Annotated in this window: 13 protein-coding genes; 7 read left to right on the top strand and 6 right to left on the bottom strand. The window is 70.8% G+C overall.

Going from position 1 to position 14,222, the window contains the following annotated elements:
- Nucleotides 1–18: 18 nt before the first annotated feature.
- Together ACQPYE_RS27625 and aspT are read right to left on the bottom strand one after the other, a co-directional pair.
- Nucleotides 19–1,728, bottom strand: a complete 1,710-nt coding sequence (locus ACQPYE_RS27625; protein WP_498715492.1) for an aspartate:alanine exchanger family transporter — start codon at nt 1,726–1,728, stop codon at nt 19–21.
- A 177-nt stretch (nt 1,729–1,905) separates the two neighbouring features.
- Complete coding sequence (gene aspT / locus ACQPYE_RS27620) at nt 1,906–3,585, bottom strand: aspartate-alanine antiporter (RefSeq protein WP_498715491.1); 1,680 nt, start codon at nt 3,583–3,585, stop codon at nt 1,906–1,908.
- 488 nt (nt 3,586–4,073) lie between these two features.
- On the opposite strand from aspT, the gene ACQPYE_RS27615 reads away from it, so the two are divergent.
- The 4 genes from ACQPYE_RS27615 to ACQPYE_RS27600 are packed head-to-tail and all read left to right on the top strand — an operon-like array spanning nt 4,074 to nt 9,316.
- A complete protein-coding gene (locus ACQPYE_RS27615; RefSeq protein ID WP_498715489.1) occupies nt 4,074–6,368 on the top strand; it encodes a glycosyltransferase family 39 protein in 2,295 nt (764 codons plus the stop codon).
- Nucleotides 6,365–7,399: a glycosyltransferase family 2 protein gene (locus tag ACQPYE_RS27610; RefSeq protein WP_498715488.1), complete on the top strand. Its 1,035-nt coding sequence runs from the start codon at nt 6,365–6,367 to the stop codon at nt 7,397–7,399. The genes ACQPYE_RS27615 and ACQPYE_RS27610 overlap by 4 nt, the downstream gene beginning before the upstream one ends.
- On the top strand, nt 7,396–7,809 hold the full coding sequence (locus ACQPYE_RS27605) for a GtrA family protein (protein ID WP_498715486.1): 414 nt from the start codon (nt 7,396–7,398) through the stop codon (nt 7,807–7,809). The genes ACQPYE_RS27610 and ACQPYE_RS27605 overlap by 4 nt, the downstream gene beginning before the upstream one ends.
- Before the next feature lie 40 nt (nt 7,810–7,849).
- Complete coding sequence (locus ACQPYE_RS27600; RefSeq protein WP_498715485.1) at nt 7,850–9,316, top strand: glycosyltransferase family 2 protein; 1,467 nt, start codon at nt 7,850–7,852, stop codon at nt 9,314–9,316.
- An 87-nt stretch (nt 9,317–9,403) separates the two neighbouring features.
- On the opposite strand, the gene ACQPYE_RS27595 is transcribed toward ACQPYE_RS27600, so the two are convergent.
- Together ACQPYE_RS27595 and ACQPYE_RS27590 are read right to left on the bottom strand one after the other, a co-directional pair.
- Nucleotides 9,404–9,898 (bottom strand): RICIN domain-containing protein, encoded by a 495-nt coding sequence (locus tag ACQPYE_RS27595; RefSeq protein WP_498715483.1) that lies wholly within the window; start codon nt 9,896–9,898, stop codon nt 9,404–9,406.
- A 197-nt stretch (nt 9,899–10,095) separates the two neighbouring features.
- Nucleotides 10,096–11,271, bottom strand: a complete 1,176-nt coding sequence (locus tag ACQPYE_RS27590; RefSeq protein WP_498715482.1) for a glycoside hydrolase family 27 protein — start codon at nt 11,269–11,271, stop codon at nt 10,096–10,098.
- Nucleotides 11,272–11,510: 239 nt separating this feature from the next.
- On the opposite strand from ACQPYE_RS27590, the gene ACQPYE_RS27585 reads away from it, so the two are divergent.
- Nucleotides 11,511–11,831: a hypothetical protein gene (locus ACQPYE_RS27585; protein WP_498715481.1), complete on the top strand. Its 321-nt coding sequence runs from the start codon at nt 11,511–11,513 to the stop codon at nt 11,829–11,831.
- Between the two features lie 72 nt (nt 11,832–11,903).
- On the opposite strand, the gene ACQPYE_RS27580 is transcribed toward ACQPYE_RS27585, so the two are convergent.
- A complete protein-coding gene (locus ACQPYE_RS27580) occupies nt 11,904–12,008 on the bottom strand; it encodes a transposase family protein (protein WP_498723001.1) in 105 nt (34 codons plus the stop codon).
- 7 nt (nt 12,009–12,015) lie between these two features.
- On the opposite strand from ACQPYE_RS27580, the gene ACQPYE_RS27575 reads away from it, so the two are divergent.
- Both ACQPYE_RS27575 and ACQPYE_RS27570 read left to right on the top strand, forming a co-directional pair.
- Complete coding sequence (locus ACQPYE_RS27575) at nt 12,016–12,417, top strand: hypothetical protein (RefSeq protein ID WP_498723102.1); 402 nt, start codon at nt 12,016–12,018, stop codon at nt 12,415–12,417.
- On the top strand, nt 12,414–12,662 hold the full coding sequence (locus ACQPYE_RS27570) for a hypothetical protein (protein WP_498715480.1): 249 nt from the start codon (nt 12,414–12,416) through the stop codon (nt 12,660–12,662). The genes ACQPYE_RS27575 and ACQPYE_RS27570 overlap by 4 nt, the downstream gene beginning before the upstream one ends.
- An 82-nt stretch (nt 12,663–12,744) precedes the next feature.
- Here the strand turns inward: ACQPYE_RS27570 and ACQPYE_RS27565 are convergent, their stop codons facing one another.
- Nucleotides 12,745–14,202 (bottom strand): PepSY-associated TM helix domain-containing protein, encoded by a 1,458-nt coding sequence (locus tag ACQPYE_RS27565; RefSeq protein ID WP_498715478.1) that lies wholly within the window; start codon nt 14,200–14,202, stop codon nt 12,745–12,747.
- Between the last annotated feature and the right edge of the window lie 20 nt (nt 14,203–14,222).

Raw genomic sequence — 14,222 nt, 5'->3', positions numbered from 1 at the left:
CCGCTGCCTCTCTGTGCGTCAGTGCCGGAGGATGACGATCACCGCGCCCCACACCGTGAGCAGCACGTTGCCGACGGCGTAGGGGATCGTGTAGCCGAGGGTGGGGATCTGGCTGCGGGCGGACTCGTTGATCGCCCCGATGGCGGCCGTCGTCGTCTGCGCACCGGCGAGGACGCCCAGCAGGATGGGCAGCCGGATCTTGAGCACCCACCACCCGACGACGAAGCCCACCAGCAGCGGGACCACGGTCGCGACCGCGCCGAACCCGAGCAGCCCCCACCCGGCCTGGGCCAGGCCGCCGGCGAAACCGGGACCGGCGTCGATGCCGACCACCGCGACGAACAGGCACAGCCCGAAGGTGTCCATGAACCACTGCGCGCCGGGCGGCACGTTGCCGAACGTCGGGTACTTGCCGCGCAGCCAGCCGAAGACCAGGCCCATGATGAGCGCGCCGCCCGACGTGGACAGGCTGATCGGCACCCCGCTCAGCGTCAGCGCCGGGATCCCGAGGCAGCCGCCGAGGAACACCCCCAGCGACACCCAGGTCATGTCGGTGGCGAAGCTCGTGCGGACCGGCGTGCCGATGGCCCTGGCCGCGGGCTCGACGAGCCGCTTGGGGCCGGTGAGCACCACGGTGTCGCCGCGCTCGACCTCCGTGCCGAGCCGGAACGGGAACTCCGAGCCGGACCGGTAGAGCTTGTCGACGTAGACGCCCGCCATGAACGGCTCTGTGCGCAGGTCGGCGATGCTCTTGTGGAGCTGGTCGCGGTTGTGGACCACCACGTGCAGGTGCTCGGTCTCGTAGCCGAGCAGGGCGACGTCGTCGGTCTCGGGGCCGATCTCGTCCTCGGGGTCGAAGCCGATAAGGTCGCCGCGCAGGGCGCTGACCGCGACCACGTCGCCCTGGGTGAGGACGATGTCCTGGCTCTGCTCCAGCAGTTTCCCGTCCCGGCGCACCCGGGTGATGTAGATCCGCCTGCCCTGCTCGGCCTGCGCCCGCTCGAACGCATCGATCGTCCTGCCCGCCACCGCCGTGCTGGTCAGGTCGTAGGCCCGCAGCACGATTTCGTAGTAGCCGTGGCCGAGGTCCGGGTCCTCGGCGTGCACGTCCATCTCCGCGGCCAAATCCGCGCTTTCCCGGGCGAGGTCCCTGCGCAGCAGTCGGGGGAGCACGTTGGCCAACAGCAGGGCGGCCAGGATGGTGCCGAGCGGGTAGGTGACCGCGTACCCGACCGCCACCAGGTTCGCCTGCTCGGTGGCCTGCTCGGGGGACAGGCCAGGCAGGTTGCCGATGGCGTCCCCGGCCACGCCGATCACCGCCGACTGGGTGAGCGCGCCGCCCAGCAGACCGGCGGACAGTCCGGGGCCGTAGCCGAGCATCGCGGCGAACAGCCAGCAGACCAGCAGGCCCGACACGCACACCACGATCGCGAGGAACACCTGGGGCAGGCCGTCGGAGCGCAGTCCCCTGAAGAACTGCGGGCCGACCCGGTAGCCCAGGGCGAAGAGGAAGAGGACGAAGAACAGCGACTTGACCGTGCCGTTGACCCCGACGTCGAACAGCCAGCCGAAGGCGAGGCCGGACAGCAGGCACCCGGTGACGGCCCCGAGCGCGATGGCGCGGTAGTGGAGCCTGCCGACGAGGAAGCCGAGAGCCACGACGATGAAGACGAGCAGCTCCGGGTAGGGCCCGAAGACCTTGTCCTTCAGCAGGTCCACAGCGACCACGCTCACACATCATCGCCGGTTCCGCGGGTGGGGATCAGCCGGATCACCCGTCAGAGGGACGAGCGGACCGGACCGCCTCCCCGGCGGCACGCGCCGTGGCGCGCTCAGGGCCGCGTCGAGGCACCGGGCACCCTCGACCTGGGCGCAAGAAGCCCGCACAGGGTGGTCCGTCTGCGGTCAGGTGCCGACGAGACCGACCACGACCGGTCCCGTCAGCGGCAGCAGGATGCTGGAGAGCGCGTAGGTGATGGTGTAGCCGATGAGCGGCACGGGGTTGCCCGCCGCCGCGGTGACCGAGGAGATCGCGGGCGTGCTGCACTGCTGCCCGGCGATGGCCCCCATCAGGATCGGCGTCTCGATCTTGAGCAGCCGGTGCCCCACGAAGAGCGAGAGCAGGGCCGGGACGAGGACCATCCCGATCCCGGCCAGCGGCAGCAGCACCCCGTACCGGGCCAGCATCGGCCCGGCCTGCGGCGCGGCGGCCAGCCCGGTCGCGGCGATGAAGGTCGCCAGCCCCAGGTCCTTCATGACGGTGGCCGCGGCGGGCGGGATGTTGCCGATCGCCTTGTGCCGGGAGCGGAACCAGCCGAAGACCAGCCCCGCCACCAGCGCGCCGCCGCCGGTCCCCAGCGAGAGCGGGACGTCGCCGACGCGCACGGTCAGCTTGCCGATCAGCATGCCCAGGGCGACACCGAGCCCCAGGTAGACGAAATCCGTCCCGGCGCCGCGCGGAACCGCGTAGCCGAGGCTCCTGGTCACCCGGTCGACGTCCGGGGTCGCGCCGACGACGTCCAGCGAGTCGCCGCGCCGCAGCGTCGTGCCGTCGACCACCGGGAGGCGCTTCTCCCCGCGCAGCAGCCCGGTGATGAAGACCCCGTGGCTCGGCGCGCTCCGCTCCGCCCGGAACTCGCCCACGGTGGTGTGGTCCGCGTCCTTCGCGGTCACCACGATCTCGCGGCTCTCCAGCGTCACCGGGTCGCCGTCGACGGTGACCTCCTCGCGGCCGAGCACCGACTCCGCGTCGACCAGGGCCTCCCGCCGGCCGACCACCAGCACCACGTCGTCCTTCTCCAGGCGCAGGTCCGGCGCCACTGGGATCGGCTTCCCGCCTCGCACGACCCGCTCCACCGCGCTGCGCCCGGCCAGCGCCGCCTCCACCTCGGCCGGCGTGCGGCCCGCGGCCGGGCCGATCCGGTAGCTGCGGCCGACGATGTCGGGCATGGCGGGGGACCGGCCCTCCTGGTCACCGGCCCCACCCATCCGCTCGAACAGCTCCGCCGCCGACTTGCGCAGGTCCACCCGCAGCAGCGCCGGGCCGACCCCGCTGGTGAACAGCACGATCGTCACCAGGCCGAACAGGTAGCAGACGGTGTAGGCGGTGGCGACCTGCCCCTGCTGGGCGACGACCTCGTCGACGGGCAGACCCAGCTTCCCGATCGCCTCCGACGCCGTCCCGACCACCGCCGACTCCGTGGCCGACCCCGCCAGGATGCCCGACGCCACCCCGACCCCGAGGTCCAGCACGCCCGCCAGCACCAGGACGATGGCCACCACGGTCACCGTCTCGATGAACGACAGCACCCCGATCTTGAGCCCGGACCGGTTGAAGTTGCCGAAGAACTGAGGCCCGCCGGTGTAGCCGAGCGCGAAGATGAACAACGCGAACGCGATGTTCTTCACCTGGTCGTCCACCGTGACGTCGAGCTGCCCCACCACCATCGCCACGATCAGCGTGCCGCAGATGCCGCCCAGCTGGATCGACCCCACCCGCACCTTGCCGACGGTGTACCCGAGCGCCAGGCACACGAAGAGGGCGATCTCGGGGGTGGCCTGCAACAGCGATCTCACCCAGTCCACGTGGCCCTGTCCTCTCCTGGCGACGGTCAGCACAGCCTCGACAGCCCGCGGTCCGCTCGCAGCGTGAGATCGGCGACTTCACCCCTGCGGGGTCCTGCGCGGTCGTCTGTGATTTCGTGTCGCGCACCAGCGGCTCGGCCACGTGCCGGAGCAGCGAGCCCGTCGCGAGAACAGGCCACCCGGTCCTTTCACCGTCGACTCCGCCCGTGATCCGACCACACCCGGGTGGGTGTGAGCACCGGAGTCTCCTGGCGCGAATCGGCGCGCCGGGGCGGGCCGAGGATTCGAGCGCCTCTTCGGCGGACGTCCGGTGAAGTGGATCGTCACCCGCACGGGTGCGGAGGGTCGATGACCGAGTGGTTCCACTTGCGACGGTCGACCGCGGCGTCGATGCTCTGTCGCGGAGGGAACTCGGGCCGATCGCAGCCCTGGCCGCTTCCACCACGCCTGCGGCGAATCGTTCTTCTCCACGAGGAGTGACCAGGTCCATGCTCCGCCCGGGTCCGTCCGAGCAGCGCGCCGCCGAGGGCGTCACCGTGGTCATGTCGGTCCAGGGGGATCGAGGCGACTTGGCGGCCGCGGCGGTGGACGAACTGGTGTCCGCGCTGGACCGGGCCGGTGAGCGGTGCAGCGTGCTCCTCGTGACCGAGGACGACCCCGTCACGGGAGGCGCCGCGGACGTCTTGGCGAACCGGTACCCGGATCGCGTCAAGGCGGTCCGTCGTGAACCGGGTCAGGACGAGGACGCGGTGCCGGGCAGGGCCTTGGCGGTGGCCCTGGCGGAGAGCGACCACCGGCGGGTCTTCCTGGCCGACGGTCGTTTCGCCGCCGCGCAACTGCTGGCCCTGCTGGCGGTGGCGCGTGAGGAACGGGCCGACCTGGTCGTCGGGTACCGGCGTGGCCGAGCCGGTCCACCGCGACCCGGGGTGTTCTCCTGGCTGTGGGCGGTGGTGTGCCCGGTCCTGCCGCGCACCGGCCTCCACGGCCCGGACCCGGCCCACCACCTGGTCGACCGGCGGGCGTTGGCCGACCTCGGCTCGACCGCGCGGTCCGCGGTGGTGCCGGTGGACCTGCTCGCCGAGCTGCGCCGGCGTGAGGCGAGGGTCCTGACCGTCCCCGTCCAGCACGTGCCCGGATGGGACGACGACGGTCCGGTCGCCTCGGTCGCGAGCGTGCTCGGGACCCGGACGGCTCGGATCCGCTCGGGTCCGGTCGGTCGCGTCACCGGCAGGGTGGTCCCGCCACGTGACCCGATCTTCCGCGCGGTGCTCCTGGCAGCGGTGGCGTTGTCGATCGGCGCCTGCGCCGTGGTGGCCACGAGCGGGATGACGCTGGCCTATCCGGACGCGGTGTCACACCTCCTGATCACCCGCCGGGTGTTCGACTCGCCGACACCCGGCGCCGCCCAGCTGGGCGGGGTCTGGCTGCCGCTGTCGCACGTGCTGGCCCTGCCGCTCGTGGTGAACGACTCCTGGTACCACGCGGGCGTCCTGCCGAGCGCGGTGTCCATGTGCGCCTACGTCGCCACCGCGGGCTGGCTGTACCGCATCGGCTCCGCGCTGACCGGTCGCCGCGGGGGAGGGGTGACCGCGGCGCTGGTGTTCTGCGCCAATCCCGACGTCCTGTACCTGCAGAGCACCCCGATGACCGAATCCCTGCTGCTCGCCTGCCTGTCCGCAGCGACCTGGCACCTGCTGCGGTGGTGCCGGGAGGACGACTACCGACAACTGCTGGCGACGGCCGTCGCCGTCCTCGGGGCCACCCTGGTGCGCTACGAGGGGTGGGTCTTCCTGGCCGCGGTGGCGGTGGTCGTCGGGGTGAGGTCGTGGCGGCGGTCGCGGATCGAGCCGAAGCCGTTGGTCCGAGTGCGCGCCGACCTGGTGTTCTTCGGCTGCCTGGCGGTCAGCGGCGCGGTGGGCTGGGCGGCGTGGAACGCCGCGATCTTCGGCGACCCGCTGAACTTCGTGCGTGGCGAGTTCGCCAAGCCCGCGTTGTGGGTCGGCGTGGGAGAGCGGGCCGCAGGTGACTGGGCCGTGTCGTTGTCGACCTACTCGTACGCCGTGAACCACAACCTCGGGCCGGTGGTCCTGGCGCTGGCCGTGGTCGGGCTGGTCTGCTTCACGCGGCGGACCGGGCTGCGGGACGAGGCACTGGCACCGATGCCCCTGCTGGTGTTCCTGCCGTTCTTCGTCTGCGCGCTGCACGCCGGTCAACGGCCGCTGCACGTGCCCGAGATCAGCGGCGACCTCTACAACGTCCGGTTCGGGCTCGTCATGGTGCTGCCCGCCGCGGTGTTCACCGCCTACCTCGTCGCGCCGGCGAGCCGGGCGCTGGTCCGGTCCCTGCCCGCGCTCGCGGTGCTGTTCGGCTGCGGGTACCTGGCGATGGCGGGAACCGCGACGCTGGAGGAGGCGGCGGCCTTCCGGGCGGGCGGGACCGAACGCGCCAACGCCCGAGCCGCGGCCTGGTTGCGCGAGCACTACGACGGCGGCCGGGTGTTGATGCAGTCGTGGAGCAACGAGACGGTCACCTTCGACTCCCGCGTGCCCGCGGCGCGCGTGGTCTACGAGGGCAGCTTCCGCCAGTGGGAGCCCGCGCTCGACGACCCCGTCGGGCAGGGCATCCGCTGGGTCCACTTGCGTCGCACGCCCGGCGGTGAGGACGAGGTGTGGCGGCGCCTGCACGACAGCCCCCTGATGCACGTCGAGTACAAGCCGGCCTACGCAGACGACCACCACATCTTCTACCGGCGCGTGGAGGGCCGAGGACTGGAGCGGCAGTGACCCACGAGGGCCAAGGAGGCGGGGAGCGGACCATCGCGTACGTCTTCCCGGTCTACAACGAGGCGGAGAACATCGAGCTGCTGCACCGCACGGTGTGCGAGGTCACGGAGGTGCTCTCGGACCGCTACCACTTCTCCTTCATCTACGTCGACGACGGCAGCGAGGACGACTCCGCCACCCGACTGCAGGCGCTGGCCGACGCGGACCACCGCGTCACCGTGATCGAACTGGCGCGCAACTTCGGCCACCAGTTGGCGGTCACGGCGGGCCTGGACCTCGTCGACGCCGATGCGGTGATCATCATGGACAGCGACCTGCAGGATCCGCCGCGGGTGAGCCTGGAGCTGATCGCGAAGTGGCGGCAGGGGTACGAGGTGGTCTACGCGCAACGCCGCACCCGCCGCGACACGACGTTCAAGAGGGTCACCGCGAGCGCCTTCTACTGGTTCCTGCGCAAGATCGCCTCGGTCGACATCCCGCGCGACACCGGTGACTTCAGGCTCCTGGACCGCAGGGTGGTCGACGAACTGCGCAAGTTCCGCGAACGCGACCGGTTCCTGCGCGGCCTGGTCAGCTACATCGGCTTCCGCCAGACCGGGGTGCTGTTCGACCGCGACGAGCGGCACGCGGGCACCACCGGCTACCCCTTGGGCAAGATGCTGGGGTTGGCCGCGGGCGGCCTCCTCGGGTTCTCCGTCACCCCGCTCAGGTTGATCAGCAGGATCGGGTACGGCATCTCGCTGCTGAGCTTCCTGGGAATCCTGTACACGGCCGGGGTGAAAGCCCTGGCTCCGGAGACGGCGGTGCCCGGCTGGGCGTTCACCGCCATCGCGATGTTCTTCCTCAGCGGGGTGCAGATCACGATGCTCGGGGTGCTGGGCAGCTACATCGGCCGGACCTACGCCGAAGCCCAAGGGCGACCGCTCTACACCGTGTCCTCGGTGCGCACAGCCGCCGACCAGCGCACCACCGCCGAGAAGACCGCGCGGAACCGGTCGGTGCGGTCGGGCCACCGGAGCCTGAACCGGTGAAGCCGGCCACCAGCCTCCGGCTGCGATTCGGCGCGGTCGGTTCGGTGAACACCACCGCGGACCTCCTCGGCTACACCGCACTCGTGCTGGCGGGCACCCCGGTGTTCCTCGCGAACCTGCTGTCCACCTCGACGGGGATGGCGTCGAGCTTCGTGCTCAACAGGTCGTTCACCTTCCGCGCGCGGTCAGGCCCCCTGCGCGCCCAGGTCGCGCTGTTCGTCCTGTGCACGGCATCAGGGCTGTGGGTCCTGCAACCCCTGGTGATCGACACGACCGAAGGGCTGTTCGGCGACCCGACCACGCTGACCGCGGTGACGGGGCCGAAACTCATCGCCCTGGCCTTCGGACTGGTGTGGAACTACGTCCTGTACAGCAAGGTCGTCTTCCGCCGGGGCGGGCCCGCCCGGTGACGGCAACCCGCCCGCGCCCACGAATGGAACCACAACGCGCATGACGACCAGTTCCCCCCGAGACCGGGCCGAAGACCTCGTCCTCCCCGAGCGGTACAGCGCCCTCAGACTGCTCAGCCACGCGCAGAAGTCCACGCTCGCGGTGGTGTCCGTCGTCCTGGCGTGCACCGTCCTGGCCGGCGCCTTCACCACGGCCGCACCGCCTCCCCTGTGGTGGGCGCAGGCGTTCGTGACCGGCACCACGATCGTCTACGTGCTCGTGATCTGCTTCCGATGCCTGCTGGTGGTGGCGGGCCCCGGTGCACGGGTCATCCGGGTGCGCGACGACCTCCTGACCGCCGACCAGGACCTGCCGCCCTACACGGTGCTGGTCCCGGTGCACCGCGAAGAGGCGGTGCTGCCAGGCCTGATCGGGACCATCCACCGGCTCGACTACCCCGCTCACCGGCTGCAGGTGCTGCTGCTGGTCGAACAGGACGACGACATCACCCGTCCAGCGCTGGACCGCCTGGACCTGCCGCCGGTGTTCGAGGTGGTGCTCGTTCCCGAGGGCGGGCCGCGCACCAAGCCCAACGCGTGCAACGTCGGCCTGACCCGCGCGACCGGCGAGCTGTGCGTCGTCTACGACGCGGAGGACCGGCCCGAATCAGACCAGCTCCGCAAGGCGGCGGTGGCGTTCGCGCGGCAACCGGACCGGGTGGTGTGCCTGCAGGCGGAGCTGGCCTACTGGAATCCGTGGACGAACTGGCTGACCCGCAACTTCGCCGCCGAGTACGCGTTGACCTTCGCCTTGGTGCTGCGCGGGCTGGACCGCTTCCGCCTGCCCATCCCCTTGGGGGGCACGTCGAACCACTTCCGGGTCGACGCCCTGCACGCGCTCGGCGGCTGGGACCCGCACAACGTCACCGAAGACGCCGACCTGGGCGTGCGCATCGCCCGACGCGGCTGGGACGTGCGGATGATCGACTCGATCACCCACGAGGAGGCCAACAGCGAACTGGGCAACTGGATCCGCCAGCGCAGCCGCTGGATCAAGGGCTACCTCCAGACCTGGTTGGTGCACATGCGCAACCCGTGGCGGCTGCTGCGCGAACTCGGCCCTCGGAAGTTCGTCGGCTTCCAGTTGACCTTCGGCTTCACGACCTTCACCACGCTGGTCAACCCGCTGTTCTGGTCGTTGACGTGCCTCTACCTCGTCGCGGGCCCGGAGCGGATCGAGCCGCTGTTCCCGCCGGCGGTGCTCTACGCGGGAACGGTCGCCATGCTGGGGGGCAACCTCGCCGTGCTGTACCACTTCATGGCCGGGTGCATGGAACGCGGCCTGCACCGCGCCGTGCCGACCATGCTCACCGTCCCCCTGTACTGGGCGCTGATGAGCGTCGCCGCCTACAAGGCGCTCGTCCAACTACTGCGCCCCAGCAAGCGCCACCACTGGGAACTCACCCGCCACGGCCTGGTCAGCGAAGACGAGGTCCGAGGTGTCCCGCTCCGGTCGCCACCCGGCTGAGACGGGCGGGCAGGCCGGAAGCCCGCTCGCGCGGACACCGCGCACCGCTTTCCGCCTTCGCCGCCGACGACGGGGATCCGCCACCGGCTAGAACTGCCACCGCTGGTTCGACCGGCCGTGGCAGTCCCAGAGCCGCATCGTCGTGCCGTTGCCGCCGATGGTGCCCAGATCGGCGTCCAGGCAGCGCCCGCTCATGTAGTTGATCAGCACTCCGCGATCGTGGTCGAAGTCCCAGATCTGGTTCTTGTCGGCGTGGCAGTCCCACAGGTGGACCTTCGTGCCGTTGCGGTGGATGCTGTCCAGTTCTGCGTCCAGGCAACGCCCGCTCCGACTGTTGCGGATGAGCCCACCGTATTCGAGGTCCCACAGCTGGTTGACGTCACCGTGGCACTCCCAGAGCTGGACCTTGGTGCCGTCGTCGCCGATGGTGCCCACGTCGGCGTCCAGGCAGCGCCCGCTGCCGCCGTTGCGGATCATCCGGGGGTCCTCGGCCGACGCGGTGCCCGGGAAGACGAGCGCCGAACCGCCGAGCACGGCCAACGCCACGAGGGCGAGCGCTTTTCTCGTGATTCCGGAAGTCATCGCTGATCAGTTCCCTCCTCCGCGGGCGGATTCAAGTCGACGTTACTCGGAATCCCCTGTACTCCCAACGGGATGCGCCGGACGACACTCGTGCGGGTGACACGTCGCGGATGACCGTCTGAAAAGGATTCCTCCACCGGTGTTCGCGCTGTGCGTCATTCGAAAGAAGGATTTGGCCACCGCGCGGAGCGCCCCGCTCACGTCAGCCAGATCCGGTAGGCCACGACGGAGTGAGCGGGCACACGGGTGCGCACCTCGTCGGCGATCTCGGTCTCCTCGTCGGTCCACAGGTCGACCACGCGGTACTCCGCCGCGGACGGCAGCCCGATCGCGTCCACGGTGGCACCGATCTCGCGCTCGGCCAACGCCCGGTTGAGCAGCACCACGGCGGCGGATCCGTCCGACATCGGCTTCATCCAGACCTCCTGCTCACCGTCGTCGCGCAGTCGATGACCCTGCCGCCCGCCCCAGTCCTGGTTCACGGCGATGACGTCGCGGTCCAGCAGGATGTCCCTGGTCGCCGGGTCCATCACCCTCAAGTCGTTGCCCGCGATCAACGGCGCGTTCAACAGCGCCCACATCGTGAAGTGCGCCCGGTCCTCGTGCTCGGCCATGCCACCGTTGCCGACCTCCAGCATGTCCGGGTCGTTCCAGCCGTTGGGCCCGGAGTAGGCCTCCAACCCGACCTGGAGGTCCAGCAGCGCCGTCCAGCTCGCCCAGGAGTCGGAGATGTCGCCGGTCGTGCGCCACAGGTGCCCGCCGACCTTGCGACCCCAGCCTTCCCACGGGCGCTGGTGCCCCCACTCGCAGATGCTGAACACGATCGGCCTGCCCGACTCCCGCAGCGCGCGTCCCATCTTCGCGTACCGCTCGGCCGCGGGGCTGCCGTCGTTGTTGCAGTTGTCGTACTTGAGGTAGTCGACACCCCACTCGGCGAAGCTGCGCGCGTCGACCTGCTCGTGCCCCAGGCTGCCGGGGTAGCCCGCGCACGTCTTCGAGCCCGCGTCGGCGTAGACGCCGAACTTCAACCCGCGCTCGTGCACGTAGTCCGCCACCGGCTTGAGACCGTTGGGGAACTTCGCCGGGTCCGGCACCAGTTCCCCCCGCCCGTCCCGGTCGCGCGCCATCCAGCAGTCGTCCAGGTTGAGATAGGTGTAGCCGGCATCGCGCATGCCCGACTCCACCATCGTGTCCGCGGTCTCGCGGACCATCCGCTCCCCGACGTCGCAGCCGAACCTGTTCCACGAGTTCCACCCCATCGGGGGCGTCGGGGCCAAGCCCGCCGACACGGAACGGGCCGCGGGGGGCCCGACCACGACGACCGCGGAGACCAGCAGTCCCGCGAGCGCCACCTGTGCCACCGACCGACGCACGCCACCTCCAGCAGGACGATGCGATCCACGGAACCAGAAGCCCTGGCGCAGGGAAACCCGAAACCGGGATTTCACCGAGTCGTGGGCTCGGCCGGGAATCGCACCCGGGTGGCCGCGTCCGCCGCGGTACCGCCGGGGCGGGCAGTGCCGTTCGGCGTCGGGCACCACCGGGATCTCCGGGTGTGGCGGGAGGAGCGGTCCGGGGAGGTCGCGCCGTCCGGCCTCGCGCTCGACGTCGCGTGAACCTCAACGGTCTTGCCTCCTTCACCCACGACCCGTTCCTCGACGAGGACACCGACGACCTGGTGCTGCGCGAAGCCGCCCGCCTGCTTGGCGTGCCCGCGCTGACCGTGCGCCGACGTTGGACCGGCGTCTACGCCTCGGTCCCCGACGAGTTCCTCATCGCCGCGCCGCAGCACCCCACCACCCAGGTCGTCCCGGTGACCTCCGGCATCGGCATGACCACCGCCTTCGGTCTCGCCCCCACCGCCCCCGACGACCTGAACGACCTGAACGACCACCACCCCTGCCGGCGCGCTGGCGGCGGGTCAGGCCGGTGATCGGGTGGCGGCAGGTCGGCCTCGTCGCGGAAGGCCATGTGCACCGGTTCGTAGCGCGGGGAGAACTTCGCCTTAAACGACCTGGCGGCCGTCGACCGGCACGTCCTTCACTGTCCGGTGGTGATTCCCGTGCGCCTTCGCCGTCGCAGTCCCGCACACCGGACACGGCGCGGCCATATCCCGAGTGGAGATCGACATCCACCACATGATCATGATCATGATCATGATCGACTACTCGGTGTCACTGTCGATTACGGTCAGGGCCGCTCGTCTTATAGTCTCTTTTGGACTGTTATCAATTCACGCATCGCGTCTGCGGGAGCGAGCACCGTCCGGTGTGGTCGGTTGCCGCGAGCCCGGGATTGCAGGCATGGCCGACCTGCCGTGGTCCTGTGGTGAGTGTTTTGTCGAGGGTCGGGTTCGTGTGTTGGGTGGTTCGGTCGGCGGTGTGACGTGGTGTGGCCCGTTCAGGAGTTCTCCTGGCTGCCGGAAGAGCGCGATGGCGATGTCGCGCGGGCTGTGTGCCGTCGCCGGTCGGTACCCTTGGCGCATGGTCGAGCTGATTGGCTTGGTGGGGCGCCGGTGATGGCGGTCGTGGCAGGTGTGCTCGCGGTCGTGCTGTTGGTGGGCTGCGGTGTGGCGATCGGCATGGGTGGTGCCGGTGAGTTGGTGGCGCGGCTGAATCCGGTGGGGAAGTTGGCCGCGTTCGGGGTTGTGCTGGTGTTGGTGGCGGCCGCGGCGTGGACCCTTGGCTCGGCGGTGGGGCCGATCGGCGGTCAGCCTGTGACGGGGGTGTCGGAGGATCACTCCGGTGACGGACATGGCGAGTGACCGGGCTGTTCGGTGGTGCGGAGCTGATCCGCGCCACCGAACAGCCGCCGGGGGACTCGGCTCGTGGGCGACCGGTTTCCGCTCAGCTCGCCGGCCGGGCCGCCACGTCGTCGGTTCCGCTCCCGCGGCCGGTGCGTTTGCGGGTCAGGCCGATCAGTCCGTCGAGGACGAGGAAGGCGAGCAGGCTCAGGCCGAGCAGGGGGATGGCCCAGCCGATGGCGATGAGCACGAGTGGTGCGGGGATGACGAACCACAGCGGGAGGTGCTGCCAGGTTCCCCGCTTGGGGGCGGTGCCCAGCAGGGCGCGGCGGTCGGCGCGGGTGGGGCGGCGCTGCCACCACATCCGGTAGCCGAGCACGATCAGGGTGAGGATGGCGGCGGCGAGCAGGAACAGGGCGATCTGGTTGACCAGGCCGAACAGCCTGCCCATGTGGGCCTGGATGCCCAGGGACGACAGCTTGGCCAGGAAGGGGCGGTCGGCCCAGTCGGCGCGGGCGGTCACGGTAGTGGTCTCCGGGTCGACGGCGACCTTGTCGAGGCGGACCGGCCAGGTGTTGTCGTTCTGCGCGGCCGTCCACGCGGTGCCGGGTTCGGCGGCGACGCCGAGCTGGAGCGGTCCGTCCAGCCCTGCGGCGCGTGCGGTGACGAGCACCCGGTCGAACGTGGCGGGGTCTACCGGCTCGGCGTCCTGCGATCCGCTGCTGTGTTCACCGTGCCCGTCGGAGCCGGTGCTTCCCGTGGTGCCGCTCAGGCTGGTGTCCAGGACGGGTGCCTTGGCGTTGAGGGCGGTCAGGGCGGCGCTGAAGTTCTCGCCGGCGTAGGTCGACCAGGTCAGGCCGGTGGCGGAGAGGAACAGCGCGCCGATCAGCACCCACATCCCGAGGCTCGCGTGCCGTGAGCGGGTCTTGCGGACGCCCTTGGCGTCGGACTCCGGGACCAGCACCGCCTTGACCCGGCGGCGGGCGGTGCGCTGCCGGTTCAGCCACAGCACCACGCCGCCCAGTGCGATCACCCACAGCCAGCTCGCGGCCAGCTCGGAGTACAGCCTGCCGGGCTCGCCGAGGTGCAGGTGCCGGTGCAGGTTGTCCAGCCAGGTCGTGACCGGGGTCGATCCGAACCAGGTGGTCAGCTGGCCTTGCACCTGCGCGGTGTGGGGGTTGACGTAGACGGTCCGGTTGTACTCCTCGTCGAGGCCGGGTAGGGAGAACACCACCTGGGTGGTGGTGTCGGGGTCGTCGGCCAGCAGCACGCCGGTGACCGCACCGTCGGGCAGGGCGGCCTGCGCGGCGGCGACCTGCTCGGACACCGGGCGGGGCGTGCCGGCGGTCGAGGACACCTCCAGCACGTCGTCGTAGAGCAGGGTGTCGAGCTGGGGTGCGAGCGCGTAGAGCAGCCCCGACAGCGCGGCCACGACCAGGAACGGTGCTACCAGCACCCCGGCGTAGAAGTGCAGACGGCGCAACAACGGCACGACGGACACCCGGGGTGTGGCAGCGGGGGTTTCGTCGGTGCGCACGTCGTCGACGGGAGGAGCGGACACGGGACACCTCTGGTGGGGAA

Source organism: Actinosynnema sp. CA-299493, from assembly GCF_050946825.1.
GTDB lineage: Bacteria > Actinomycetota > Actinomycetes > Mycobacteriales > Pseudonocardiaceae > Actinosynnema.
Note: the sequence above shows the minus strand (reverse complement) of the source record. Positions and strands in the feature narration are given on the sequence as shown.